Source organism: Agrobacterium sp. P15N1-A, assembly GCF_044626815.1.
GTDB lineage: Bacteria > Pseudomonadota > Alphaproteobacteria > Rhizobiales > Rhizobiaceae > Agrobacterium > Agrobacterium leguminum.
In genome coordinates this window covers 328,624-354,720 of record NZ_JBIUPF010000003.1, presented here as the reverse complement: position 1 = coordinate 354,720, position 26,097 = coordinate 328,624, and the positions used below count along the sequence as shown (strand labels likewise).

Here is a 26,097-nt window from a genome sequence, read left to right as displayed (position 1 = left end):
CAAGATGCCGTTTATCGGCCAGTTGGCAAGGCCAATCGCCGCGTTATCGATGACCGGCATGCTGGATCGGAAAACATGGCGGAAATAGCAGAATTTTGGAGTTTATCCTTGACGGCTCACCTCTAACCTCCGATTTTTTCAACCTGAGGTGCAGGGACGTCATCTCTTATATAAGCTACGACTATAAAAAGACGGATTAATTCTTAATCGCATCTAAACTTTGTTGAATTATTTAGCAGACAGCATTGAAACGCATGCCCTATAAAATTCCATAAAACAATTATAACGCGACATCGCGGGGGACTATCGCGAATGGAAGAGACTGCCTATCGCGGGACGGATAGACAGGTTGAACCGGGCCACACGCTTCGCTCACCAACGCAGCCGGAAACAGGCCGGTTTTCGCGACGGCGCTCGCTCGCCAGCAAGATAACCCTGATATTCCTCGGCGGCGTGATCTTTTCCTACAGCGTCGGCGCGCTTGTCGGCTGGTATATGTTCGTCGCCGCGGCCAGCGAGCAATGGCTCAATCAGGCCCGCGTCAATTCGCAGATCGCCAGCGCCACGCTTCGCAGCATCTATACCTATGTCAGCGTCACAGCCGATGCCGACGGGCAGGTCAACGGCATATTGACCGACAAGCCCATCGGCGACGACGAATCCATTCTCGTTACCGGCTTCAACCCCAGCGACGTTCTCGCGCTTATCGGCGCACAGACCAAGAATGCCGTCTGGCTTTTCCGTTATGACGAGGCGGATTCCGGCTTCCGGCAGATCGCGGCAGCTTTCGACAACGCCACCGATGACGGTGAAAAGCCGCTCGCTACCGATCCCATATTTTCCCGGGATGCGGTCGCCGCGCGTTTTTCCACCGGTTTTGCGACCATCGGCGAATCCAGCCACTATATCGGCCTGCTGCCGATCATCAGCACGGAAACGAAGAAACCCATCGGCGCGGTCGCCGTCAGCATTGGCGGCTCGGACGCGCTTTATGGCGCGCAGCGCAAGCTCATCTATAATTCGCTTGCCGCCCTGATCGTGGTCTTGACCGTTACCGGCGTGCTGGTGACCGTCATCGCCCGGCATTTCCTGAAACCGGTCCCGGCGCTGGTGCAGGCGACGCTTCGGATCGCCCGCGAGGAAACGGATGTCGCCACGCCGTTTCAGGAGCGGCGAGACGAGATCGGCGACATGGCCACCGCTATTGAGACGTTGCGCGAGGCGGTTCTGGAACGCGGACGCCTGCGGCAGATACGCGATATGGCGCAGCAGCTGGAACATATGGCCCATCACGATGCACTGACCGGACTTCCAAACCGCGTGCTGCTGATGAAGACGCTCGAAAACCGTCTCGAACAGCTTGCCGCGTCAGGCCAGCCATTCAATGTCATGCTGCTCGATCTGGACCGCTTCAAGGCCGTCAACGACACACTCGGACACGCCGCCGGCGATGCCCTGCTTGTGGCGGTGGCCTCGCGGATTTCGGCCGTGCTTGGTGAAAACGACATGGTGAGCCGTCTCGGCGGCGACGAATTCGCCATCATACAATCGGCAAACGGCGACTGCGAGAGCGACGCGGCGATGCTGGCCGCGCGGGTGGTGCATGCCGTCTCGCGCAGTTTCAGTCTCGAAGGCAGCGATATCAGCATCGACACCAGCATCGGCATCGCCTGCGCGCCGGGCCACGGCACATCCGCAACGCAGCTTCTGCAACATGCCGATCTCGGTCTTTACCGGGCTAAATCCATGGGCTGCGGTTATTTCGTCTTTTATGAGCCCGGCATGGACATGGCGGCGCAGCACAAGCATGCGCTGGAAATAGACATGAAATCCGCGCTCGAAAACCAGGAATTCGAGCTGCACTACCAGCCGGTTGTCAATCTGCAGAGCGGTCGCATCGTCGCTTATGAAGCGCTGGCCCGCTGGCGGCACAGCAAGCTTGGCCTCATCGCACCGGACCGCTTCATCGCGCTTGCCGAAGAAAACAACTTCATCAAGCCGTTGGGCGAGTGGGTTCTGGCGCAGGCCTGCAGGGATGCGATGACATGGCCGAAGGATATCAGGCTCGCCGTCAATCTATCCGCCGTTCAGCTCAGCAATGACGACATCGTCCCGATCGTGGACCGGGCGCTTGAAACATCCGGCTTCCCGGCGGAACGGCTTGAACTGGAAGTGACGGAAACGGTCATGCTGGAGCGCGATAACAGCGCCCGAGCCCTGAAACTGCTGAAGGAAAGGGGCGTTCGCCTCGCGCTTGACGATTTCGGCACCGGTTATGCGGGGCTCAGCACGCTCACCCATGTCGCCTTCGACAAGATCAAGATCGACCGGGAATTCGTCTCCGGCCTGCCGTCCAATCCCATGTGTTCCGCCATCGTCAACACCGTCATCGACATGGCTGAACAGATCGGTCTTAAGGTAACCGCCGAGGGCGTTGAAAACAGGGAGCAGGTCGAAGCGCTCAAGCTTTCCGGCTGCGACGAGGCGCAGGGCTATTATTTTGCCGAGCCCGCGCCGCTTGCCCGCATTCTCAAGAACCGCGCCGTCATCGCTCCAATTGCGAAGGATGAATTCGGCGATATCGGTAGACCGACACAGGAAACCTATTGCCCACCGCAAAAAGCCATTTGAGAAACCGGCCGCCGGCCCAGAGGACATAAAATGCGTCTTTCAGTATTTTGCCTTTTCCTCACATGTCTTGCTCCCATCACGCCTCTCCAGGCTGCCGGCGAAGGCGACACACTTCAGCAGATTGCCAGAACCGCAAAGATCCGCATCGGCTATCGCGAAGCCGAACCGCCCTTTTCCTATCAATTGCCGAATGGGGAGGTCACCGGTTTCTCGACCGATCTTTGTCGGGCGATCAGCGAAGATATTCGCAGGAAACTGAAGCTCGACAGGATCGAACTCGAATACGTCAAGGCGACACCCGCGACCCGCTTTATTCTTGTCCGCGGCGGCCAGATCGACATTGAATGCGCGGCCACGACCAATAATAGCGAACGCCGCAAGATCGTGGATTTCTCCTATCCCAATTTCATGACCGCAACGCAGTTTCTCTCCCGCAAGCAGGACAATCTGAAAAGCCTTGCCGATCTCGCCGGGCGGTCCGTCACATCCGCCTCCGGCACCGTCAATATCGAGCAGCTCAATGCCGTGAACCGGGCGAAAAACCTCAATATCTCTGTGATGCCGACGAAAACCAATGAGGAGGCTTTCGAACTCGTGGTCTCCGGCAAGGCTTCCGCCTTTGTCATGGATGGCATATTGCTCGCGGCGCTCGCGGCAACGTCAGAGAATCCGGACCTCTATGCGCTTTCTGAGGAAACGCTGAGCGCCCCAGAACCCTATGGCCTGGTTTTCCGGCGCAACGACCCCGGTTTCAAGGCGGCGGTCAATGAAAGCCTTCGGCATATTTTCACCGGGCCGGTCATTCATGGCCTTTATGAAAAATGGTTCACCAAGCCCATTCCCCCAAACGGCATGAACCTGAACCTGCCGATGGCCGCCTCTCTGAAACAGGCATACGAACATCCGAGCGAATACCAGGACTGAGAGCGCAAGGCGTCAACCCGTATCGATTTTCATGAAAATGTTTTGACGGATTATTTTGGCTGGAGATGCGCGATGCAGAGATCGACATTATGGCTTATGCTCGTTTTTTCAAGTCTTCTGCCCATCCAGGCGGTGAGCGAGGATGCCCAACCGCCGACGCTTGAAACCATTGCCAGAACCGGCACCATCAAGCTCGGTTATGCCGATCGCAATATTCCCTTTTCCTATCTCGGCACCGGGCCGGAGCCTATCGGCTACAGCATCGAGCTATGCCTGAGAGTGGCGGATTCCATCAAGAAAAAGCTCGGCCTGCCGGAACTGAAGGTCGAGTTCGTCAAGCGCACACCCAGCAACCGCATCATGCTTCTCAATGACGGCACGATGGACATGGAATGCGTGGCGAGCACGAATACCGAGGAGCGGCGCAAGGCCGTGTGGTTCTCCTACAGCCACTTCATCACCGGCACCCGTTATGTGGCGCTGAAATCGAGCGGCCTGAACACCGTCGCCGATCTCGCCGGGCGAACGGTGGTGGTGACAACGGGAACCATCAACATCACCCAACTCAATGTGCTCAATCGCAAACTGGGGCTGAACGTCGCGGTTCTGCAAAATGACAGCACCGAGGGCAGTTTCGACATGGTGACGGAAAACCGCGCCTCGGCCTTCGTCATGGACGATATACTTCTGCGATCCTTCGTTGCCGAGACCGGCAAGCCGGAAGACTACGTCATCTCCGATGAATATCTCGCCCCGCCACAGCCCTATGGCCTGATGCTCCGCCATGGCGATACCGGCTTCCGCGACGCCGTTAACGAGGCGCTCGGCCAAATCTATGAGAGCGGCGAAATCGAGAAAATCTACGACAAATGGTTCAATGCGCCTATCCCGCCGAACGGCATCAACCTGAAGCGCCCGCTGCCCGGCGATCTGGCCGAGGCATTTCGAAAACCCGTCGATACGACAGCAGAATGAAAACGCCGCCCGGTGGTGGGCGGCGTTTTACGAGACGTATCTTACGCGGCGCGCAAATCGGCACCCAGAGGAATCTCGACATCGATCTCCAGAATGGAGACATGCTCGTCGCGATCCATCTTCACATGCACCCGATCATTGTCGATCTGCACATGCTTGGCGATGACGCCGAGAATTTCTTCCCTGAGGATAGCGACCAGATCGGAGCCCGAGGATGCCCTTTCGTGGGCGAGCAGCACCTGCAGGCGTTCGCGCGCAAGCGGTGCCGACTTCTGTTTGCGGAAAAGACTGAAGATGCTCATGCAGCCCTCCTTGCGAAGATCTTGGAGAAGATGCCACGCTTCTCGCCCGGAATGACCACCGGAATATCCTCGCCGGACAGGCGGCGGGCGGCGTCGAAATAGGCCATGGCCGGCGCGCAGCGGGCATCCGCCAGCGTGACCGGTGCGCCGACGTTCGACGCCCGCAGCACATCCGTGCTTTCGGGAATGATGCCGAGCAGCGGAATGGAGAGAATTTCCAGAACGTCGTCGACCTTCAGCATGTCGCCACGCTCGGCGCGGGAAGCGTCGTAACGCGTCAGAAGCAGATGCTTCTCCATACGCTCGCCGCGTTCGGCCTTCAGCGTCTTGGAATCCAGCAGACCGATGATGCGGTCGCTGTCACGCACCGAGGAGACTTCCGGATTGGTGACGACGACGGCCACATCCGCATGGCGCATGGCCAGCGTCGCGCCGCGCTCGATACCAGCGGGGCTATCGCAGATCACCCAGTCGAAATGTTTCTTCAGCTCGTTGATGACCCATTCGACACCTTCCGGCGTCAGATTGTCCTTGTCGCGCGTCTGCGAGGCAGGCAGCAGGAACAGCGTCTCGAGGCGCTTGTCGCGGATCAGCGCCTGCGTCAGCTTGGCGTCGCCCTGGATGACGTTGACGAGATCGTAAACCACGCGGCGTTCAGCACCCATGACGAGATCGAGGTTGCGCAGGCCGACATCGAAATCGACGACCACGACCTTCTCCTTGTTCTGCGCCAGTGCGGCGCCAAGCGCTGCGGTCGAGGTGGTCTTTCCCACCCCGCCCTTGCCGGAAGTTACAACGACTACCTTCCCCATATGGCTCTCCTGTTCCTGTGTTGTTTCTCTGTTATCAGCCAAGCTTTGCGGCCTTGATCGTATCGTTTTCCAGCCAGAGCTGAACGGGCTGGCCGCGCAGCTTGTCGTCAATGTCCTCGGCCACCTTGTAGACGCCGTCGATGGCCAGAAGCTCCGCTTCGAGCTTGCGGCAGAAGATGCGCGCCGAGACATTTCCAAGCGAACCGGCCATGGCGCGACCGCGCAGGGCGCCGTAAATATGCACCGAACCGCCGGCGATGATTTCCGCCCCCGAGGCGACCGAACCGATGACGGTCACGTCACCCTCGGGAAACATGATCGACTGGCCGGAGCGAACCGGCTCGTTGATGACCAGCGACGGCACCACGGCCCTGACCTCACCGGCAGCGCGCGGCTTTTCCTCCGGAAGTTCGGCGGCGATGGCGACCGGCTCAACCTCGACATCGGAAGCGGGCTTTCCGCCCTTCAGCGACGGCGGCATGCCCGGCTCGATCATCGAGGGGCGAACGCCCTCGATACCCATGATGCCGACATTGCGCTCCCTCAGCGCCGCCAGCAGCTCCTTCAGCCCCGCCTTGTCGAGCGACAGCTCCGACACATCCAGAACCACCGGACGCGACAGGAAAAAGCCCGCCGAACGGGCGGCGAGATCATCGAGCCTTTCCAGCCATTGATCGACCGGAGATTCGGGAGACAGGACGACTGCGAGGAAGGAGCGGCCTTTGATACGGATCGAACGCTGGTCTGTTAGCACTTTGGTCATCTTGGTAAACAAATCGTTGACAATTAGGTACCTCGAATATGGTTAACAAATGGTTAACGCCGCCCCTGAGGCGGCGGATTCGTTAAGAAAATTCCGCTCCGAAAAACTTCATGCGAAACATTCAAAATCCATCATTACCTTTTGATTTAACGCGTTTCCGGCACTTGTGAAAACTCACGATAGCAGCTCATCCTTGCTGCAACCTGACGCCCGGCATCGCGAGATGGGCACGCCTTCTCCCCTACCCCAACCCGGCGAGTCGCGGAACATGCGAACGTCCGATTGCGGGACAATATCCGCCTTCGGCCAGATGACCGCATTATGCCTTCAAGGTGGAAAAGCGATTCCGTTATCTCCGCCGATGCTGTAGAGACAGGCGGTCCCCACAGCTTCAACGGAAGAATGAGATGCACAGCAAAGTCCCGCCGCAGAACCAGATATTTTCGCAAGACTATGCGGCCTTCCTGTTCGACATGGATGGAACATTGCTCAACTCGATTGCGGTGGTGGAACGGGTCTGGCGCGAATGGGCCGTGGACAACGGCATAGAGCCGAACGCTTTCCTGCAGCGCATCCACGGCATGCGCGCGTCGGAAGTGGTGCGCCGCGAGGCCGTTCCCGGTCTCGATGTCGCGGAACAGGCGGCGATGCTGCTGCAGAAGGAAATGGACGATGTCGACGGCATCCTCCAGATTCCCGAAGCTGCGGCATTTCTCGAAAAATTGCCGGCCGGCAAATGGGCCATCGTCACCTCCGCCGCCCGCGCGCTCGCCGAACGCCGGCTGGCGGCCGCAGGCCTCACCCCGCCTCCGGTGATGATCTGCGCCGAGGACGTGGTGAACGGCAAGCCTGATCCGGAAGGATATAAAAAGGCGGCGGAAAAGCTCGGCGTCGCGCCTGAAAACTGCGTCGTCTTCGAGGACGCCCCCGCCGGCATTCAGGCCGGGGAAAGCATGGGCGCAACCGTGGTCGTCATCAACGCCACCCACTCCCATCTCATCGAAACGCCGCATCTTTCCATAGGCGGATATGGTGAGCTGGATGTTGTCATCGGTGAGAACGGCGCTCTGAGGCTCGCGGGCAATAGAGGCTGAGAAGCCGAACTTTCTATCGGCTAACAAGCCAACACATCCGACGTCATCCTCGGGCCTGTCCCGAGGATCTAACCACCTATCGTAAAACTGACCGGTAGCAGATGCTCGGAACAAGCCCGAGCGTGACGGAGGCAAGGTTTGCGAACTTTACCATCCTCTTATGCACAAAGATTCAGGCTGGCTGAATGCCCACACCAAGCCGGAATGACGGGAGTGGTAAAAGCCCCGGAATAAGACAACGCCCGACCTGCTGAACCGCCTCAAACTCCTCCCCCACACTTTTCCACCAGCGGCCAATTGACAGCACCGCATAAATGCGTCCTAATAAAATTGGTAAGACCATCTTACCGCTTGCGCGATCGGGGGAGACTTTCGCGCTGGGAGGATATCATGTTTGTGGCTCTGGAGCCGCGCCGCCTTTACCGGCTGGTTGCGGAACAAATTCGTTTGCTCATCGAAAGCGGGGAACTGACCGAAGGCCAGCGCCTGCCGGCGGAACGGGACCTTGCCGAACGCTTCGGCGTATCCCGCCCGACGGTTCGCGAAGCGCTGATCGTTCTGGAAGTGGAAGGCCATATCCATATCCGCATGGGTTCGGGCGTCTATGTCAGCGCGGCCGGCAAGCAGGCCAAGGAAAAGCCGCCGCTGCCGGATGCGCATGGTCCGTTCGAAATCCTGCAGGCGCGCTGCATCATTGAAAGTGCGATTGCGGAAGAAGCCGCAAGGCTCGCCACACCGGAATGCATCGTAAAGCTCGACGACATCATCGAACGCATGGCCGGCGCGCTCGACAATTCACCGCAGGCGCTCAATCTCGACCGCGCCTTCCACACCGCCATTGCCGATATCATCGGCAATTCGGCGCTCAACCGCTTTACCGGCCTGATCTACGACGAGCGCAGCCTTTCGCCCTATTTCGAAAAGCTCGCCAGCTATTTCGAGGGACCGCATACCTGGATCCTCGCCGTGCAGGAACACCGGATCATCCGCGACGCCATTGCCGCGAACGATCCGGAAGGCGCCCGCGAGGCGATGCGGCAGCATCTGACGCTGTCGCAAAAGAGATTTTCCGAGAGTTTCGGGGAGGAAACGATCGGGGAGGAGTGACCGTCGCCGCAACCGGCAACGGAAAAAACAGCACATCTGGCTTTAATTCGGGAGGAGTTAAGAATGAAAATCAGATTGTCGACTTTGATGGGCGCCACAGCCGCCATCCTGCTTTCCGCCCTGGCGGCGCAGGCACAGACCACGCTGAAATGGGCGCATGTCTATGAGACCTCCGAACCGTTCCATACGGATTCGGTCTGGGCGGCGGAAGAGATCGCCAAGCGCACCGACGGTCGTTACAAGGTGGATGTATTCCCCGCCTCGCAGCTTGGCAAGGAAGCCGATATCAACCAGGGCCTGAAGATCGGCACCGTCGATATCATCATTTCCGGCTCGAGCTTTGCCGCCCGTGACTTCAAGCCGATCGGCGTCACCTATTTTCCTTACATCTTCCGCGATCCGAGCCATCTGATCGCCTATACCAAGAGCGATATCTTCAAGCGTCTCGCCAAGGGTTATGAAGACAAGACCGGCAATCACATCGCCGCCGTCAGCTATTACGGTACGCGTCACACCACGTCGAACAAGCCGATTGCCGCCTGCGCCGACATGGCGGGCCTGAAGATGCGTGTTCCTGACGTTCCGGCCTATCTCGCCATGCCGCGTGCCTGCGGCGCCAACACCACCCCGATTGCCTTTGCGGAAGTCTATCTGGCGCTCCAGAACGGCACGGTCGACGCACAGGAAAACCCGCTGACCACCATCGAGGCGAAAAAGTTCTTCGAAGTGCAGAAGAACATCGTCCTGACCGGCCACATCGTCGACCACCTCAACACGGTGATTTCGAAGAACCTGTGGTCGCAGCTCTCCGATGAAGACAAGAAAATCTTCACCGAAGTCATGCAGCAGGCCGCCGAGCGCACCACCAAGACCATCGAAGGCCGCGAAAAGAGCCTCGTCGAAGACTTCAAGAAGCGCGGCCTCACCGTCGCCGAGGTCGACAAGGCCGACTTCGAGAAGAACGTTCTGGAGAAGGTGAAGTTCGAGGACTTCGGTTACGACAAGGCCGACTGGGAAGCCATTCGCGCCGTCAAGTGAGCCAAGATCCGGTGCGGCCCCGTTGCCGCACCGCCCTTTCTCTCCAGACGGGATATCTCAATGTCGCAGGAAATCCATACTCAGGTCACGCCTGAGGAACTCGCCCATACGTTCGACGAGGCGCCGCCGGAGGTCGATCTCAAGGTCTATTCATTCGAAGACTGGGTTACGCTCGGCCTCTTCTGGCTGATGACGGGCTGCGTGTTCCTTCAGTTCTTCACCCGCTACGTGCTCAACGACAGCTATGCCTGGACGGAAGAAATCGCCGTCAACTGCCTGATAGGCGTCGTCTTTTTAGGTTCGGTCATGTGCGTGCGCATGTCGCGCCACATCCAGGTGGACGTGCTTTACCATTACGTCCCGCCGCAGCTGGCCCGCATCATGTCGATCCTTGTCGATGTGCTGCGCATCCTCTTTTTCGCCTACACCTCTTGGCTGATGTGGCGATATATGGAAATCGTCGCGGATGAGGAGATGGTCACTGTCGCTCTTCCCCGCAGCATCGTTTTCTATACGGTTCTGGCCGCTTTCGTTCTGATGTTCTTCCGCTCGGTGCAGGTCTTCATTGCCAATATGCAGCGTGGTTATTCCGTTCTGGAACGGCCCGAAGAATTCCAGAACGCGGGGGATTGATCACATGCTGCTTCTTATCGGCTCCTTTCTTCTCCTGATGCTGATCGGCCTGCCCGTCGCCATTTCCATGGCCTCGGCATCGCTGCTCTACATCGTGTTTTATAATGTCGCGCCTGATATCATCGCGGCGCAGCGCCTGATCGCCGGTGTGGAAAGCTTCCCGCTTCTGGCCGTTCCCTTCTTCATCCTTGCCGGCAACCTGATGAACACGGCGGGGGTTACGGGACGCATCTATTCCTTCGCCGTCGCACTCGTCGGCTGGATGAAGGGCGGCCTTGCACAGGTCAACATCATCGGCTCGGTGATCTTTTCCGGCATGTCCGGCACGGCGCTTGCCGATGCGGCTGGTATCGGCACCATCGAAATCAAGGCCATGAAGGATCACGGTTATCCGGTCGAAGCGGCCGTCGGCGTCACCGCCGCTTCCGCAACGCTCGGCCCGATCTTCCCGCCGTCGCTGCCCTTCGTCATCTACGGCATGATGGCGAATGTCTCCATCGGCGCACTGTTCATGGCCGGCATCGTCCCGGGCGTCGTCATGACGCTTCTGATGATGATTACGGTTGCGGTCTTCGCCTATATCAAGGGCTGGGGCTCCGATACGCCCTTCAGCCTCAGAACCATCTTCGGCGCATCGATAGAAGTCTTCGTGGTGATGATGGTGCCGCTCGGCATCTATATCCTCACGGCATTCGGCCTGTCGCTCAACCTGTCGATCCTGATCGTGCTGGTCATCCTGCTCGCCTGCGACTGGTATTTCGACTTCTCGGCCGTGATGGCGCTGATGACGCCGGTGATCCTCATCGGCGGCATGACCATGGGCTGGTTCACACCGACGGAGGCGGCTGTCGCGGCCGTGTTGTGGTCGCTGTTCCTCGGGCTTGTCCGTTACCGGACGATGACCTTCAAGACGCTGGCGAAATCGACCTTCGATACGATTGAGACGACCGCTTCGGTTCTCTTCATCGTCGCAGCGGCATCGGTCTTCGCATGGCTGCTGACGGTCAGTCAGGCCGCACAGCTTCTCTCGGCGGCGATCCTGACGATCACCGACAGCAAGTGGATCTTCCTCGTGCTGGTCAACCTCCTCATGCTGTTCGTCGGCTGCTTCCTCGATACGATTGCGGCCATCACCATCCTAGTGCCGATCCTGCTGCCGCTGGTGCTGCAGTTCCATATCGACCCGGTGCATTTCGGCCTGATCATCACGCTCAACCTGATGATAGGGCTGCTGCACCCGCCGCTCGGCATGGTGCTGTTCGTGCTCTCGCGCGTGGCGAAACTCTCCGTCGAACGCACGACGATGGCCATCCTGCCCTGGCTGGTGCCGTTGTTCGTGGCGCTGCTGCTGATCACCTTCGTTCCGGCCATCACCCTGTGGCTGCCGACCGAAATGGGCCTGATCCGCTAACGCAAACATCCACACCCGCGCGGTCGCCACCGCGCGGGTTTCAACACAGTACACGATGGTTGAAAATCATTGACGATTCCGCGTGTGGCTCACCCCCCTCTGTCCTGCCGGACATCTCCCCCTCAAGGGGGGAGATCAGCAAGACGCTTTCTCGCCACTTCATTCTCGACCGTCGAGAGGTGCGAGACATCGCCAAGGAACGATCTCCCCCCTTGAGGGGGAGATGTCCGGCAGGACAGAGGGGGGTGAGCCACACGCAGGATTGTCAAATGATTTTCAAACGTCGTGTCCAGTCCAACCACCTAAAGAAAGGGCATCGTCATGCAGACACGCGTGGCACGTCTACACGGCGTTAAGGACATCCGCGTCGAAACGCAGGAGCTTGTGGCTCCCGGCCCCGGCGAAGTGCTGCTCACCATGGCGGCAGGCGGCATCTGCGGCTCCGATCTGCATTATTATCAGGATGGCGGTTTCGGCCCGGTGCGGGTGCGCGAGCCGATCATCTGCGGCCACGAGGCATCCGGCCATATCGCGGCTTTGGGCGCTGGCGTCAGCGGGCTCACCATCGGCCAGCTCGTCGCCGTCAATCCGTCCCAGCCCTGCGGCCATTGCCATTTCTGCCTGAAGGGTCAGCCGATCCACTGCCTCGGAATGCGCTTCATGGGCAGCGCCATGCGCTTGCCGCACGAACAGGGCATGTTCCGCGACCGGCTGGTGGTTACCGCCAAACAATGCGCGACATTTTCAGAGGATACATCACCCGCCGAAGCCGCCTGCACCGAGCCGCTTGCGGTCTGCCTGCATGCGGTGGCCCAGGCCGGCGACCTGAAAGGGGCAAACGTACTCGTGACGGGCGCAGGCCCCATCGGTCTATTGACCATCGCCGCCGCCCGCCATGCCGGTGCGGCCACCATTGTCGCCACCGACCTCACCGATGCAGCGCTGGAACGCGCACCCGCCATGGGTGCCGACCGCACGATCAATGTCGCGAAAGACGCCGAGGCGCTTTTGCCCTATCAGGACAATAAGGGTTATTTCGACGTCATTTTCGATTGCTCCGCAGCCGGTCCAGCACTTCGCACCGCCTTTGCCTGCGTTCGCCCGCGCGGCACCATCGTGCAGGTGGGCGTCACCGGCGACATCACCATTCCGCTCAATGCATTGGTGGGCAAGGAAATCCTCTGGCGCGGCTCGCAGCGTTTCCATGATGAATTCGCCATCGCCGCCGGGCTTATCTCCAAGCGCGGGATCGATGTGCGGCCGATCATTTCCCACAGCTTCCCGCTCGGCGAGGCGAAAGCGGCCTTTGAACAGGCCGGAGACCGCTCCGCCGCCTGCAAGGTGCAACTGACATTTTCAGCAGACTGATATTTGAGGATTTAAGATGAGACATACATGGCGCTGGTTCGGCCCGGTCGACAAGGTCACGGTTCAGGATGCGGCTCAGGCGGGCGCGGAAGGCATCGTCAGCGCGTTGCACCACATCGCTACCGGCGATGTCTGGCCGGTGGACGAAATCACCAAACGGCATGAGGCGATCAAGGCCGGCGGGCTTTATTGGGACGTGGTTGAAAGCGTGCCCGTCTCCGAAGATATCAAGACCCAGACCGGGGATTGGAAAAATCACATCGCCAACTGGCAGGAAACCCTGCGCCGCCTCTCCGCCTCCGGCATCCGCACCGTCTGCTATAATTTCATGCCGGTGCTGGACTGGACCCGCACTGATCTGCGCTGGGAAACCAGACACGGCGCAAAGGCGATGCGCTTCGATCTTCCCGATTTCGCCGCCTTCGACATTCATATTCTGAAGCGCCCGGACGCCAGGGCCGACTATCCGGACTGGCTGCTGGAGGAAGCGGCAAAACGCTTCGCCGAAATGCCGGATGCAAAAATCACCGCGCTCGGGCGCAATATCGGCGCTGGCCTGCCCGGCTCGGCAGATGGTTATACGCTCGCCCAGCTCCTCGAAAAACTGCGCTCCTATCACGGCGTCAACCGTGAAAGGCTGCAGCAGAACCTGATCGACTTTCTCTCCGAGGTGACACCGGTTGCCGAGGAAGTGGGCATCAACATCTGCGCCCATGGTGATGATCCGCCTTGGCCGCTGCTCGGCCTGCCGCGTATTCTTTCAACGGAAGACGACTACGCCCATATGCTGTCGCAGGTCGATAGCCGCGCCAATGGCGTGACGCTCTGCACCGGCTCGCTCGGCGCACGGGCGGATAACGACCTGCCCTTCATCGCCAGCCGTTTTGCCGATCGCATCCATTTCGTGCATCTGCGCAACGTGACGCGTGACACCGATACCGTGCCCTGCTCCTTCTTCGAGGACGAACATCTGGAAGGCGGCACCGACATGGTCGCCGTCATCGCCGCACTTCTGTCGGAGGAAACCCGCCGTCGCGCCGAAGGCCGTGAAGACCACACCATTCCGATGCGGCCCGATCACGGGCAGGAAATCCTCGACGACCTGACGCGCGGGGCGCAGCCCGGTTATCCCGCCATCGGCCGGCTGAAAGGGCTGGCGGAGCTGCGCGGTATCGAACGCACCCTGTCGCATGGCCGTTTCGGGCTGGCGAAGGGTGATCGCTGAGCGAAAGCGAGGCGCGTTTGATCGGCTTCCTATCCGTCATTCCGGCCTCGAGCCGGAATCCAGCCGGCGTGCGTCCGCGCGGCGAAAAGACTCCTTTCAGCCCAAGGACTTGGGCTGGCTGGATTCCGGCTCAAGGCCGGAATGACGGATGAGAGAACCTGCGGTCAATCGTGCCTTGAACTGAAGCCAGGAAAAAGCCCCTAGCCCGCCGGCGATGACGCCGGCGGCTTTCACGACGGCATCCGTCAAATGCGGATGGCGGGTGGGCGACAGGAATTGCAGCGCCTCGATGCCGAAAGCCGCCGCAATGCCTGCCACGATGATCGCCAGCCAGTAACGCGGATAGGCGAGCACGAAGGCGGCCGAGCAGAAGGCGAAGGCCGCGGCGCGGTCGATGCCCACCGTCGTCAGCGTTTGCGGACGAAAGCCGATAGGGCAAACTGTAACGATCACGATCAGCAGGAAAACCGACCAGGCGACATATTTCGGAAGTCTATTTGTCATCATGGCGTCACAATAGAGCGCCGTGCGCGTAAACGGAAGCGCGTCATTTTCACGTCCCGCCCAATTAATCACACTTTTTGGTCAAATAGTTGAGAAACCGCCTTTCGCTCAGGCCCCGCACGGGCTAAGGCAGAAGGCAACCGGGCGAGGATCGCGGCTGATGGCGTTTGTGCTGTCGCCTTTCGGTCCATGTCGCGGTGTCGGGTGGATTTTCCACGCAGGATCAGATTTTCAGGGAAGAGCACAATGAGTTTCAAGCCGCACGGCAAACATCTGGTTGCAGGAGAATGGGTCGCAACGGAAGCAAAATTCCGCAGCGAGCCTGCACATGGCGAGGCTTTCGATTTTTCGGTCGGCACGGTCGATCTGGTGAACAAGGCTGCGGAAGCTGCGGAAGAAGCCTTCTGGAGCTACGGCTACACCACCCGCGAAGAGCGCGCCGCATTCCTCGACACCATCGCCAATGAGATCGAAGCACGCGCCGACGCCATCACCGAAATCGGCTCGTCCGAGACCGGCCTGCCCGCAGGACGCCTGCAGGGCGAACGTGGCCGCACCGTTGGCCAGCTCCGCCTTTTCGCCTCGCATATCCGCAAGGGTGACTATCTCGACCGCCGCCACGACGAAGCGCTGCCGGATCGCCAGCCGCTGCCGCGCCCGGATATCCGCCTGATGCAGCGCCCGATAGGCCCCGTCGCCGTCTTCGGCGCGTCGAACTTCCCGCTCGCCTTCTCCACGGCCGGTGGTGACACCGCTGCTGCTCTGGCCGCCGGCTGCCCCGTCGTCGTCAAGGGCCATTCCGCCCATCCCGGCACCGGCGAAATCGTTGCCGAAGCCGTTCTCGCCGCCGTCAAGAAGCACAATCTGCATCCAGGCGTCTTCTCCCTGATCCAGGGCGGCCGCCGCGATGTCGGCTCCGCGCTCGTGCAGCATCCGCGCATCAAGGCGGTCGGTTTCACCGGTTCGCTCGCCGGCGGCCGCGCACTGTTCGATCTCTGCGCCCAACGCCCCGAGCCGATCCCCTTCTTCGGCGAACTCGGTTCCGTGAACCCGATGTTCCTGTTGCCGGAAGCCGTTTCCGCCCGTGGCGAGGCCATCGCCAAGGGCTGGGCCGGCTCGCTGACCATGGGTGCAGGCCAGTTCTGCACCAATCCCGGCATCGCCGTCATTCTCTCCGAGCAGGCGGATGCGGTTGCTGAAACCGCACGTGCCGCGCTTTCCGAAGTCGGCCCGCAGGTCATGCTGACCGATGGCATCGCCGCCGCCTATCGCGACGGCCGTGACCGTATCGCCGCCGGCAACGGCGTGCGCGACGTGCTCACCACCACCTGCAACCTGCGCAATGCAACGCCTTATCTGTACCGGGTTTCCGGCAAGGACTGGGTTGCCAACCACGCACTTGCCGAAGAAGTCTTCGGACCGCTCGGCCTCATCGTGACGGTCGATAGCCCGGAAGAAATGCTGGAAGTCGCAAAGAGCTTCGAAGGCCAGCTGACCGCAACCCTGCATCTGGATGCCGGCGACGCCGAGCTTGGCCGCAAGCTGCTGCCGATCCTTGAGCGCAAGGCCGGCCGCGTTCTCGCCAACGGTTTCCCGACCGGCGTGGAAGTCTCCGAAGCCATGGTGCATGGCGGCCCTTACCCGGCATCGACGAACTTCGGCGCAACCTCTGTTGGCACCATGTCGATCCGCCGCTTCATGCGTCCGGTTTCCTACCAGAACATCCCTTCGGACGTTCTGCCCGACGATATCCGCTAAAACTTGATGACGGCAGGCGCAGCGATGCGCCTGCCTTTTTTATTCGGCTTTACAGCCCTTCGGGAAATACGGCCTGACGCTGAAGCGTCAACCGCCTTCCCCTCCTCCCGCCTCACGAGCCCTATCCAGATTTTTCCGCGCCAGGACGTCCGCATCAGTTGACATCGCCCCCGCACGTAATGCTAATACGCAATCTCGTAACGTAATAACATTACAGTCATCCTTAGAACCGATACCGGTTCGTATCCGCACGGGGATGATAACGTCTGGAAGGAACACCATGAGATTTTCCCTTCAACAGCACCTTGGCATGAGCGCGCTTGCCACGTGCCTTGCCCTCACCCTGCCGCTCGCCTCTGGCGTGGCGCAGGCGGAAAAGAGCGGCGACACCGTCAAGGAATGGCGTCTCTTCATCGCCGATCACACCCAGCCGGTGGTGCGCGCAATCAATTTCGAAACCGGCAAGGAACTCGGACGCTACGACCTGAAGGGCTATGCGGCGCTGACCGCCAGCGCCTCCGGCAAGACTGTTTTCGCCACACAGTCGGATTCGGATATCGTGCATGTGATCAAGACCGGCATCGTCTTTTCCGACCACGGTGAACACCGCGATCTGGATGTGGAAGATACGGCGCTGCTGCCCGTTACCTTCGAAGGCAAACGCCCGTTCCACGTCGTGCCGCATGATGACCATGCCATCCTGTTCTACGACCGTGGCGGCAAGGCTGAGATCATCGATGAGGCCGCCCTGCTGGATGGCAAGGCAAAGGTCCGCACTGTCGATACGACCGCCCCGCATCACGGCGTGGCGGTGACCATGGGCCGTTACGTTCTGGTATCCGTACCCAACACGCAGATCGAAACCAAACCCGACACGCTGCCGCCCCGCATCGGGTTGCGGGTTCTTGACAGGGAAGGCAAGCAGGTTGGTGAACAGGCGACATGCACTGATCTGCACGGCGAGGCGACATCCGCACGGCTTGCGGCTTTTGGCTGCAAGGAAGGCATTCTCGTTGCCCGGCCGGGCGGCACGGATGGTCCGAAGCTCGAAATGCTGGCCTATCCGGAAGATTTCCCGAAAGCCTATACCGGCACGCTGCTCGGCGGCAAATCCATGCAGTTTTTCCTTGGAAACTACGGTGAAGACAAGGTCGTCCTGATCGATCCTGACAGCAAGGACGCCTTCCGTCTTGTCGAACTGCCGACCCGGCGCGTCGATTTCATCCTCGACCCCGCCAATCCGCGCAATGCCTACATCCTGACGGAAGATGGCGACCTGCATGTGCTTGACGTGCTGGAAGGCGCCATCACCCGCAAGGCGAAGGTCACCGAACCCTACAGCAAGGATGGCCATTGGCGCGATCCGCGTCCGCGTCTCGCCGTTGCCGACGGGCAGGTGGCAATTTCCGATCCGCGCCATTCGCTGGTGCGCGTGGTGGATGCGGAAAGCCTGAAGGAAACCCGCACGCTTGCGGTGGAAGGCCAACCCTACTCCATCGTTGCCGTTGGCGGCTCCGGCGCTTCGCACTGATATCGAACAAAAGAAACCCCGTGCGCCCGAAGGACGCACGGGGTTTCCTGATTTTGATGGGCCGTATTATCAGGCCGACTGCACAGCCTGTATCTTCTCGATGCCGCCAACAATGCCGGAGAAATCCTGCCAGACGCCCTGTGCGCCCTTGCGCCATTCGTCCAGTACTTCCGGCTGCAGCACCTTGCCGCCCTTCGAAAGCGCAAGCTCGACGGACTTTACTTCGTCTTCGACGATCAGCTGGTTGAAATATTGCGCGCCTTCGCTCGATGCCTCCAGGAGAACCTTCTTCTCTTCGTCGTCCAGCTGGTTCCAGAAGGTCGCACCGTAATAGACGACGCCTGAAGCCCAGATGTGGCCGGTTTCCGTCAGATAGGGCACGACCTCGTAAAGCTTGAAGCCGGCATAAGCGGACTTGGTGAGATCCATGGCATCAGCCACGCCGGTTGCCAGCGCATTATAGGTCTCGGTGATCGGGATACCGACCGGGGTGGTGCCGAAGGCGCTCCACAGCTTGGTGTGCAGCGGGCTCTGGATGACGCGGATCTTCTTGCCTTCCAGCTGCTCCGGCCGGGTGACCGGCTCCTTGGTCAGAAGATGGCGAGCGCCGTAATTGATGAAATCGGCGGCGATGAATTGCTGGGCGGCGAGCTTCGTCTTCAGATCAGTGCCAGTCTCGCCCGTCACCACCTTGCGCACATGGTCGGCATCGCGAAACAGGAAAGGCAGATCGAGGATCTGCAGTTCCGGCACCCAGCCGGAGAGCGAGGAGACGGTGGAAAGACTCGCCTGAACCGAGCCCAGCCGGATATTTTCCGCCACTTCCTTTTCACCGCCCAGCGCACCGCTCTTGACGATGTTGAAACGGAAACGGCCGGGCAGCTTCGCCTCCACCAGTTCGCTGATCTTCACCCAGATTTTCGTCTCCGGCTTGTCATCGGCAAACAGCGAGGCAACGGTGAGGCTGCGGGTTCTGGCATTCGCCGTACGCACAAAGGCGGGCGCGGCGAGCGTTGCGGCGCCGATGGCGGAGAGTTTGAGGAGATTGCGGCGATCGATAATAGTCATGATTGAAACCCCAAATTTAGAAGAAAATGGCCCAGGCGCACAAAATGGCGAGGGAAACGAGAAGCGAGACGAGATAGGGAACGACGGCCCGGAAAAGTGCTGTCGCCGGAATGCGGGTGACGCCGCTGACCACGAAGATCAGCATGCCGAGCGGTGGCGTCAGGCCATGGATCATCAGATTGACCACGAGAATGACGCCGAAATGGATGGGATCAATGCCGGCTGCCACGGCTGCGGGCAGCAGGATCGGCCCGAACAGCAGGATGGCAGCACCAATATCCAGCACCAGACCGACCACGAGCAGGATGAGGTTGGAGAGCAGGAGCACCGCAATCTTGCTGCCGCCCAGAAGCGTCACAAAATCGGTGACGAGGCCGGAGACATTGTCCACCGCCAGCAGGAAGGCGAAAGGCCCCGCCGTGCCGATCAGAAGACCGATGGCAGCAGCTTCACCCGCCGACTGGCGGAAGGTCGCGAAAATGCGGCCCGCGCCCAGCCGGTAACCGAAACCGAGAAACAGCGTGTAGAGGGCGGCAAGGGCCGCAGCTTCCGTGGTGGTGACAACGCCGATGCGGATGCCGACCACCACGATGACGCCAAGCCCGAAGGCGGGTATGGCGGCCACGGCCGAACGCCAGCGTTCGCTGCCTGTCGCCTGCGGCAAGGTATCGACGCTGCGCACGCTGAGATGGATTGCCACCGCAAGGCAGATTGCCATAAGCCCGCCCGCGAAGAAGCCGCCAACCAGCAACGAGCCGACCGACAGGTTGGTGGCCGTTGCAAGGATGAGAAAGGCGATGGAAGGCGGAATGACATTGTCCAGCACCGAGGTAGCGGCAATGATCGCGCCCGCCTGCGCCGGCGGATAGCCGTGCTTCACCAGTTCCGGCTGGAAGGTGGAAGCGCCGAAGGCTGCATTGGCGACCGAAGAGCCGGATGCGCCGGAAAACAACACGCTGGTCAACAGCGTCGTCTGCGCCAGCCCTGCCCGCCGGTGGCCGACCATGGAGGCTGCAAAACGAACCAGCTGGTTGGCGACGCCTGATTCCGTCAGCAGGCTGCCGGCCAGCAGGAAGAAGGGAATGGCCAGCAGCAGGAATTTCGACATGCCCGTCACCGTCGAGGACACGATGGCCGGCTCCGGCAAGGTGCTGCCGAAGGCGATCGCCACATAGGCGGCGGCAAGGAAGGCATGGGCAAGCGGTGCGGCCAGAACCAGCCCCACGGCCGCCGTCAGCGCCAGAAACAGGCTCGGCGGCAGGCTCGTATCGATAAACAGTTCCGGCAGGCCCACATAAGAAACGACCGCGATGGCGACGGAGAGCAGAACGGCAAGCGCCTTGCCTTCGCCGACCCGTTGAAGCGCCAGATACACAAAGATCAGCGCGCCGCCTGCACCGAGAAAACCGAAGCGCACCCATTCCGGCAGACCAAGCGTTGGCGATGTGCCGCCCAGCATGGCCGCAATTTCCACCCCGCCGAAGGCGAGGATGAGGGCTGCGACGAAGGAAAAGGCATCGGCCAGAACTTCGGTTGCGGCATGAAAGCGTTCCGGCAGGAAGCGCACGAATACATCCAGCCGCATGGCCAGAGCGCTTTTGAGGCTGAGCGGCGCGCCGACCGCGATCATCGCCACATTGAGCCAGATGCCCAGATCTTCCGCGCCGATGAAACCGGTATGGAACAGATATCGCAGGGCGACATTGACCAGTACCACCACAAGAAGCGTCGCAAGGATGGCGGCGGCAATCGCACCCAGCGCCTTGTCCAGAACGGCAAGCGCCCGTTCGGCCACGCGTTGTGGACCGAAGCGCCGTTGCGCGATTGTTGTTGCCGGACTTGCCGTCATGTTGTTCTTCTCCACTCCCGCACCATGCTCAGGAGGCCTTGGCCGAGAGGTCGCGGTCGAACAGGGTCGACCAGGTGAATTGTTTCGCCGCTGACACTTCCCGCGATACATCGAGGCGTGGCAGAACCTTTTCGCCGAAGCGGAAGGCTTCCTCCAGCAATGGCATGCCCGAGAGGATAAAGGTGTTCACGCCCGCCTTCTTATAGGCCTCCAGCGTGCGGATGACAGTATCCGGCGAACCGACAATCGCGGTTCCGGGGCCCGGACGGACAAGCCCGATGCCAGCCCAGAGATTGGGGGCGATTTCCAGATCGCGCAGGTTTTCCGGCTTCTGTCCGCCATGCATCGCCGTCATGCGCTGCTGGCCGACGGAATCGGTCTTGCCGACAAAACGCTGGTTGGCGGCAATCGCGCGCTCATCCATTCGCCCGTAAAGGTCGGCGGCGGCGGCCCAGGCCTCTTCATCGGTGTCACGCACGATGACATAGAGCCGAATGCCATATTCCAGTTCGCGGCCAAGCTGTTCTGCCCGCGCCTTGACGAGATCGACCTTCGCGCCGATCTGATTGGGCGTTTCACCCCAGGAGAGGTAGGTCTCGACATGTTTGGCGGCAACATCGATGGCCTTGTCCGAAGAACCGCCGAACCACAAGGGCGGCGGCTCGATGCCCTGCCCCACCGGCAGCGCAAGTTTAGCACCCTCGGTCTGGAAATGCCGCCCCTTGAAATCCACCGTCTCGCCGGCGAAAAGCCGGTGCCAGATCTGCAGATATTCATCCGCCATATCGTACCGCTCGTCATGCGGCATGGTCATGCCGTAAGCGCCGAGCATTTTCGCATCGCCAGAGACGACATTGATCAGCAGGCGGCCGCGCGAAAACTCCTGAAGCGTCGCCGCCATCTTGGCAAGCAGCGTCGGCGCGATCAGGCCCGGATGGATGGCGACCAGCAGTTTCAGCCGCTCGGTATGGGAGAGCAGTGCGCCCGCCAGAACCCATACATCATGCGCGCCAGTGGCAAACAGCGCGCCGGTATAACCCAGCTGATCGTAAGCCAGCGCCAGCTGCCTGTAATAACCGAGATCAACCTTGCGGGAGCCTTCCGGCTGCCAGGGATAGGCGCCGTCGGGTGCGCACATGTACCAGAAAACATTCATCTGTCGCCTCCGACGCTGGCTGATTGCGGGGCCGGGCTTTGCCCGGTCTGAACCGGTAAAGAAAAATGGCCGTGCCTGTAAAGCGTATCGGCCTCCTCCTGCTGTTCGGCAAGGATATTTTCAGTGGCGGGCACCACGGAAAGATCGCGTGAGCGCAGCACCTTCGCCCAGGATGCCGCATCACCCTCACTGCCCGGTTCGGCGGCAAGCAGCGCCGCAGCCCTGTCGATATCCGCCATGACGGCGCGGCCGACGCGGTCCAGTTCGGCCGCAATCGCCTGTCGTGTCTCCTGCGCTATATTGTGACGCGCCAGCGTCCAGAACAGCGATCGGTTGGGAATGGTAGAACCACAACGGACCAGAAGGCTGATCTCCTCATGGGTCAGGGCCTTTTCCAGCCGTGGCGACATCGTTACCCAGGCATCGACACGGCCTTCCACGAGGTCAAGCAGGCTGTCGCTGTCACCGCTTTCAATCCGCGTCACGTCCGAAAGACCAAGACCCGCCCCTTCCAGGCTGCGGGCCAGAAGATAGGTGTGAAACGATCCGTCGATCAGCGATATGCGCTTTCCCGAGAGATCAGCGGCAGAACGGATCGGGCTGTCGCGCCGCACGAGGATCGCGCCATTGGCGGGCCTCGGCGCGGAAGCGGCGATATAGACCGCCGAAAGCCCGCGCGCATCAGCTTCAATGGGCGGCGTCGAGCCGGTGCCACCGAAATGGATGTCGCCCTTTTCCAGCAGAGCCGCCGTATCGCGTCCTTCGCGATAGGTCACGAATGCCGGATTAAATTGCTCGAAAGCGCCGGGCCAGAGCCGGGCGAGCCGCAAATGCAGATTGTTGGGATGGACCCCGATTTTCATGTCGACACCTCATTTCGCAATCAATCTACTTTTTTATAGAGTGTTTTCGAGGAACGTTTTGGCGATCCTCAGCCGGAAAGCGAAAGAGAAATCTACTAATCCTATAGATTTTAAAAATTCTGCAGCTGACTAAAAAACGACCCGCATCAAGCCATTGAAATTTATCAGCATACAATTTACTTTTTTATAGTCTGAAACAGGGACCAGTAGTTGTGACGAAACCGGTTTCCAATCTCATCTGCCGCAGCGTGGTGGAAGCGAGCGAGCTTTTGAAGCTTGTCGCCAACGCCAATCGTCTGGCCATCGTCTGTTACCTCATGGAAACGGAAGCGTCCGTTTCCGCACTGGAATATGAACTTGGTATCCAGCAGCCAACGCTTTCGCAGCAGCTCGCCGAATTGCGCGACGCCGGTATCATTGAAGGCACGCGGGAAGGCAAGGCGGTGATCTATCGTGTCACCGATCCGCGCATTATCCAGCTGGTTCTGACCCTGCGCGGTCTTTACAAGGACCTTTCCGATGTGACGGGCAAGAAAGGCCGTCGCGCCCTGCCGCTGGATGAGGCGATGTTCGACTGACATGATCGACCTGTACACCTGGATCACGCCGAACGGCCTCAAAATCTCGGTTGCGCTGGAAGAACTCGGCCTGCCCTATCGCAGCCACGCCATCGACATCGAAAAGGGCGAGCAATTCGCGGCCGATTATATCCGCATCAATCCCGGCTCGAAAATTCCGGCAATCGTCGACAATGAAAACGGCACCGTCCTGACGGAATCAAACGCGATCCTCCTCTATCTCGCCGAAAAGGCAGGCCGGCTTCTGCCCACCTCTGGCGCCGAGCGACTGACAGTCACCGAATGGCTGATGTGGCAGGCCGCCAATTTCGGCCCGACACTCGGTTATGCCCATTATTTCCTGACCTATCATGCCGGAGAGGCCCCCTTTGCCGAAACGCGTTTTGCCGCGGATGTGGAGCGCCTCTACCGGACATTGAACGACCGTTTAACGGGGCGGGAATATGTGGCGGGAGATTTTTCCATCGCCGATATCGCCATCTGGCCATGGGTCTCGCGTTTCGCGCGCCACAAAATCAATCTCGATGATTTTCCGGCGGTACAGCGGTGGTATCGCCAGCTTGGACAGCGGGAAAGTTTTAAGCGCGGTTATCGCGTACCCTTCGCAACGTCGGACGTACCAGGGCTTTAACAGGCGACGAGATGGCCGGGCGAAACCTCGCGATATTCACGCGGCTTGACGGCATAATCAACGGCGCGGATCGGGCTTTTCAGCTCGTCATTGGCAGCACCGCGCCTTGTGTTGCGGCGGTCCGGGTCCGGCACCGGCACGGCGGCCATCAGCTTGCGGGTATAGTCGTGCTGCGGATTGTCGAAGACAGCAGCACGCGGGCCGATTTCGACGATCTCGCCGAGATACATCACCGCAACCCGGTGGCTGACGCGTTCCACCACCGCCATGTCATGGGATATGAACAGGAAGGCAAGATCGAGGCTTTGCTGCAGATCCAGCATCAGGTTGATGACCTGCGCCTTGATCGAGACATCCAGCGCCGAGACGCTTTCATCGGCGACGATGACCTTTGGCTGCAGCGCCAGCGCGCGGGCAATGCAGATGCGCTGGCGCTGGCCGCCGGAAAACTCGTGCGGGTAACGCGCCGCCATATCGGGCGAGAGGCCGACCTTTTCCAGCATGTCGGCCACCACCTCCTTCGCTTCGCGGGCGCTGCCCATGCGGTGTTCCAGAAATGGTTCGGCAATCGCCGCACCCACCGTCATGCGCGGGTTGAGCGAGGCGAAAGGGTCCTGAAAGATCATCTGCACCGTCTTGCGCATTTCGCGCATGCCCATCTTGTCGAGGGCGAGAATATTCTCGCCGTTTACCACCACCGAACCGGCATCCGGCTCGATCAGCCGCATGATGGCACGACCGGTGGTCGACTTGCCGCAGCCGCTTTCGCCCACCAGCGATAGTGTCTCCCCGGCCCTCAGATCGAAGGACACGTTTTCCACCGCGTGGACGCGGCCGCTGAGCCGTCCCAGCAGGCCGGAGTGGATGTCGAAACGCTTGGTCAGCCCCTCCACCTTCAGCACCGGCTGGGCGCTGGCGTCAACGGTATCGGCCGGACGCGCCGGCTCCTGCGTTTCCCCCGTGGTGGTGTTGACGATGGGAAACCGGAGCGGTCTTTCCTCACCCGTCATCGACCCGAGAACCGGAACGGCGGACAAAAGCGCGCGCGTATAGGGATGTTTGCCGCGATGGAAGATATCCGCCGTCGCGCCGACTTCCACCTGTTCGCCGCGATACATGACGACGGTACGGTCGGCAATCTCAGCCACCACGCCCATGTCATGGGTGATGAACAGGACGGAGGTGCCCTCCTCTTCCTGAAGCGTCTTGATGAGATCGAGGATCTGGCCCTGAATGGTCACATCGAGCGCGGTCGTCGGCTCGTCGGCGATCAGGAGCTTCGGCCGGGACGCAAGCGCCATGGCAATCATCACGCGCTGGCGCATGCCGCCGGAAAAGCGGTGCGGATATTCATCGAAACGCGAGGCGGCGGAGGGTATGCGGACCTTTTCCAGCAGGCGGATCGTCTCGGCCCGCGCATCGGCTTTCGACATCGGCTGATGGCACAGCAGAGCCTCGGAAATCTGGTCGCCGATGGTGAAGAGCGGATTGAGGCTGGTCATCGGCTCCTGAAAGATCATCGCCACCTCATTGCCCCGCACCCGCCGCATGGCGTCCTCGGAAAGCGAGAGCAGGTTGCGACCTCCGAGCAGGATTTCACCCTGCACCCTGCTGCTTTCCCGATCCAGCAGCCGCATGATGGAAAGCGATGTAACGCTTTTGCCCGAACCACTTTCACCGACGATCGCAACCGTCTCACCCGGCCCGACATCAAAGGAAATATCACGCACCACGGGTTTCCAGCCGCCATCCACGTGAAAAGACGTGGTGAGATTGCGGACGGAAAGCACGGCATCTTCGGCACTAAGCGGTGCTGCCTGCGGCATGGTCATGATCGTTCCCTTTTCTTTATTCTGGTTGCAATGCTTGGGCGGGC

Annotated in this window: 22 protein-coding genes and 1 pseudogene; 14 read left to right on the top strand and 9 right to left on the bottom strand. The window is 60.3% G+C overall.

Features of this window, described 5'->3' with window-relative positions; all coding sequences use genetic code 11:
* The first annotated feature begins 312 nt into the window (after positions 1-312).
* The 3 genes from ACIK7D_RS13500 (at position 313) to ACIK7D_RS13490 (ending at position 4,530) form a co-directional block, all read left to right on the top strand.
* Entirely contained in the window at positions 313-2,631 is a 2,319-nt protein-coding gene (locus ACIK7D_RS13500) for an EAL domain-containing protein (protein ID WP_080819094.1), read from the top strand.
* A gap of 30 nt (positions 2,632-2,661) precedes the next feature.
* Positions 2,662-3,555 (top strand): amino acid ABC transporter substrate-binding protein, encoded by an 894-nt coding sequence (locus ACIK7D_RS13495; RefSeq protein ID WP_400156552.1) that lies wholly within the window; start codon positions 2,662-2,664, stop codon positions 3,553-3,555.
* A 72-nt stretch (positions 3,556-3,627) separates the two neighbouring features.
* Positions 3,628-4,530 carry an amino acid ABC transporter substrate-binding protein gene (locus tag ACIK7D_RS13490; protein ID WP_135397380.1) on the top strand — a complete coding sequence of 301 codons (903 nt, stop codon included), beginning with the start codon at positions 3,628-3,630 and terminating at the stop codon, positions 4,528-4,530.
* 41 nt (positions 4,531-4,571) lie between these two features.
* Here the strand turns inward: ACIK7D_RS13490 and minE are convergent, their stop codons facing one another.
* The 3 genes from minE to minC are packed head-to-tail and all read right to left on the bottom strand — an operon-like array spanning position 4,572 to position 6,407.
* Positions 4,572-4,832: a cell division topological specificity factor MinE gene (gene minE / locus ACIK7D_RS13485; RefSeq protein ID WP_020809474.1), complete on the bottom strand. Its 261-nt coding sequence runs from the start codon at positions 4,830-4,832 to the stop codon at positions 4,572-4,574.
* A complete protein-coding gene (minD, locus tag ACIK7D_RS13480) occupies positions 4,829-5,644 on the bottom strand; it encodes a septum site-determining protein MinD (RefSeq protein WP_003506498.1) in 816 nt (271 codons plus the stop codon). The genes minE and minD overlap by 4 nt, the downstream gene beginning before the upstream one ends.
* A 34-nt stretch (positions 5,645-5,678) precedes the next feature.
* Positions 5,679-6,407, bottom strand: a complete 729-nt coding sequence (gene minC, locus ACIK7D_RS13475; protein ID WP_164865295.1) for a septum site-determining protein MinC — start codon at positions 6,405-6,407, stop codon at positions 5,679-5,681.
* Between the two features lie 407 nt (positions 6,408-6,814).
* Between minC and ACIK7D_RS13470 the strand changes: the two genes are divergently transcribed.
* The 7 genes from ACIK7D_RS13470 (at position 6,815) to uxuA (ending at position 14,283) form a co-directional block, all read left to right on the top strand.
* Complete coding sequence (locus tag ACIK7D_RS13470) at positions 6,815-7,501, top strand: HAD family hydrolase (protein WP_127755856.1); 687 nt, start codon at positions 6,815-6,817, stop codon at positions 7,499-7,501.
* 390 nt (positions 7,502-7,891) lie between these two features.
* Positions 7,892-8,608: a FadR/GntR family transcriptional regulator gene (locus tag ACIK7D_RS13465; RefSeq protein ID WP_400156551.1), complete on the top strand. Its 717-nt coding sequence runs from the start codon at positions 7,892-7,894 to the stop codon at positions 8,606-8,608.
* 63 nt (positions 8,609-8,671) lie between these two features.
* Positions 8,672-9,646: a sialic acid TRAP transporter substrate-binding protein SiaP gene (locus ACIK7D_RS13460; RefSeq protein WP_003519848.1), complete on the top strand. Its 975-nt coding sequence runs from the start codon at positions 8,672-8,674 to the stop codon at positions 9,644-9,646.
* Positions 9,647-9,706: 60 nt separating this feature from the next.
* A complete protein-coding gene (locus ACIK7D_RS13455; RefSeq protein ID WP_400156550.1) occupies positions 9,707-10,279 on the top strand; it encodes a TRAP transporter small permease in 573 nt (190 codons plus the stop codon).
* 4 nt (positions 10,280-10,283) lie between these two features.
* The gene (locus ACIK7D_RS13450) at positions 10,284-11,690 is read left to right on the top strand and encodes a TRAP transporter large permease (protein WP_137004666.1); all 1,407 of its coding nucleotides are present in this window, start codon (positions 10,284-10,286) and stop codon (positions 11,688-11,690) included.
* A gap of 321 nt (positions 11,691-12,011) precedes the next feature.
* Positions 12,012-13,058 (top strand): L-idonate 5-dehydrogenase, encoded by a 1,047-nt coding sequence (locus tag ACIK7D_RS13445; protein WP_400156549.1) that lies wholly within the window; start codon positions 12,012-12,014, stop codon positions 13,056-13,058.
* A 16-nt stretch (positions 13,059-13,074) separates the two neighbouring features.
* Positions 13,075-14,283, top strand: a complete 1,209-nt coding sequence (gene uxuA / locus ACIK7D_RS13440) for a mannonate dehydratase (RefSeq protein WP_400156548.1) — start codon at positions 13,075-13,077, stop codon at positions 14,281-14,283.
* A 156-nt stretch (positions 14,284-14,439) separates the two neighbouring features.
* Here uxuA and ACIK7D_RS13435 read toward each other — a convergent pair.
* Positions 14,440-14,790: pseudogene (locus tag ACIK7D_RS13435) on the bottom strand (antibiotic resistance protein VanZ); the annotation flags it as partial.
* A gap of 243 nt (positions 14,791-15,033) precedes the next feature.
* On the opposite strand from ACIK7D_RS13435, the gene ACIK7D_RS13430 reads away from it, so the two are divergent.
* Positions 15,034-16,545: an aldehyde dehydrogenase (NADP(+)) gene (locus tag ACIK7D_RS13430; protein ID WP_400156547.1), complete on the top strand. Its 1,512-nt coding sequence runs from the start codon at positions 15,034-15,036 to the stop codon at positions 16,543-16,545.
* A 280-nt stretch (positions 16,546-16,825) separates the two neighbouring features.
* Positions 16,826-18,076 (top strand): zinc metallochaperone AztD, encoded by a 1,251-nt coding sequence (gene aztD, locus ACIK7D_RS13425; RefSeq protein WP_400156546.1) that lies wholly within the window; start codon positions 16,826-16,828, stop codon positions 18,074-18,076.
* Positions 18,077-18,145: 69 nt separating this feature from the next.
* On the opposite strand, the gene ACIK7D_RS13420 is transcribed toward aztD, so the two are convergent.
* The 4 genes from ACIK7D_RS13420 to ACIK7D_RS13405 are packed head-to-tail and all read right to left on the bottom strand — an operon-like array spanning position 18,146 to position 23,012.
* Positions 18,146-19,144 carry a TRAP transporter substrate-binding protein gene (locus tag ACIK7D_RS13420; protein ID WP_309580533.1) on the bottom strand — a complete coding sequence of 333 codons (999 nt, stop codon included), beginning with the start codon at positions 19,142-19,144 and terminating at the stop codon, positions 18,146-18,148.
* 16 nt (positions 19,145-19,160) lie between these two features.
* Positions 19,161-20,993, bottom strand: a complete 1,833-nt coding sequence (locus ACIK7D_RS13415) for a TRAP transporter large permease subunit (RefSeq protein ID WP_400156545.1) — start codon at positions 20,991-20,993, stop codon at positions 19,161-19,163.
* A 28-nt stretch (positions 20,994-21,021) separates the two neighbouring features.
* Entirely contained in the window at positions 21,022-22,149 is a 1,128-nt protein-coding gene (locus tag ACIK7D_RS13410) for an LLM class flavin-dependent oxidoreductase (protein WP_400156544.1), read from the bottom strand.
* The gene (locus tag ACIK7D_RS13405) at positions 22,146-23,012 is read right to left on the bottom strand and encodes an ABC transporter substrate-binding protein (protein WP_400156543.1); all 867 of its coding nucleotides are present in this window, start codon (positions 23,010-23,012) and stop codon (positions 22,146-22,148) included. The genes ACIK7D_RS13410 and ACIK7D_RS13405 overlap by 4 nt, the downstream gene beginning before the upstream one ends.
* A 212-nt stretch (positions 23,013-23,224) precedes the next feature.
* Between ACIK7D_RS13405 and ACIK7D_RS13400 the strand changes: the two genes are divergently transcribed.
* Both ACIK7D_RS13400 and ACIK7D_RS13395 read left to right on the top strand, forming a co-directional pair.
* On the top strand, positions 23,225-23,590 hold the full coding sequence (locus tag ACIK7D_RS13400; RefSeq protein WP_065117652.1) for a helix-turn-helix transcriptional regulator: 366 nt from the start codon (positions 23,225-23,227) through the stop codon (positions 23,588-23,590).
* 1 nt (position 23,591) lies between these two features.
* Positions 23,592-24,221: a glutathione S-transferase family protein gene (locus ACIK7D_RS13395; RefSeq protein WP_400156542.1), complete on the top strand. Its 630-nt coding sequence runs from the start codon at positions 23,592-23,594 to the stop codon at positions 24,219-24,221.
* Here ACIK7D_RS13395 and ACIK7D_RS13390 read toward each other — a convergent pair.
* Positions 24,218-26,053 (bottom strand): dipeptide ABC transporter ATP-binding protein, encoded by a 1,836-nt coding sequence (locus ACIK7D_RS13390; RefSeq protein ID WP_400156541.1) that lies wholly within the window; start codon positions 26,051-26,053, stop codon positions 24,218-24,220. The genes ACIK7D_RS13395 and ACIK7D_RS13390 overlap by 4 nt on opposite strands.
* Positions 26,054-26,097 lie beyond the last annotated feature (44 nt).